At 34.7% G+C, this 452-nt stretch carries 1 protein-coding gene; it reads left to right on the forward strand.

What is annotated here, in order from left to right:
- Positions 1 to 71 precede the first annotated feature (71 nt).
- A partial coding sequence (locus tag BMG01_RS10815; RefSeq protein ID WP_143472310.1) for a transposase occupies positions 72 to 452 on the forward strand: 381 nt, incomplete at its 3' end.

Raw genomic sequence — 452 nt, forward strand, 5'->3', positions numbered from 1 at the left:
TCGAGTATAGAAAATTAAATGGTCGTGAGGTTTCAGTGATTGTTTCAAATATTTTTTAAGGAGGTGCTATTATGCACTATGTTATTGGTATTGATGTCTCTAAAGCTACTAGTCAAGTTGCGGTGGCGGTTGATGGTAAGGTAACTCAACATTTCAAGATAACCCATGATGTCCTGGGATTCAATCAACTCAATACAATTATCATGCAATTTAATGAATTTCCTGATATTGTTTTTGAGGCGACCGGTATTTATTCGCGACGATTGAAATCATTTTTGGATTGGCATAATTATCCCTATACTTTTCTCAATCCCTTAGCAGCAAAAAAACAGTTGGATCAGCTTCGCCCGAATAAAAATGATTTGAATGATGCTAAAAACTTGGCTGAGACCCAATTCATTTTAGCTCGTGCTAAAAGTTATGTTCAAAATCCAATTTATATTGAGTTACAA

It is taken from the genome of Leuconostoc sp. BM2, assembly GCF_002095565.1.
GTDB lineage: Bacteria > Bacillota > Bacilli > Lactobacillales > Lactobacillaceae > Leuconostoc > Leuconostoc falkenbergense.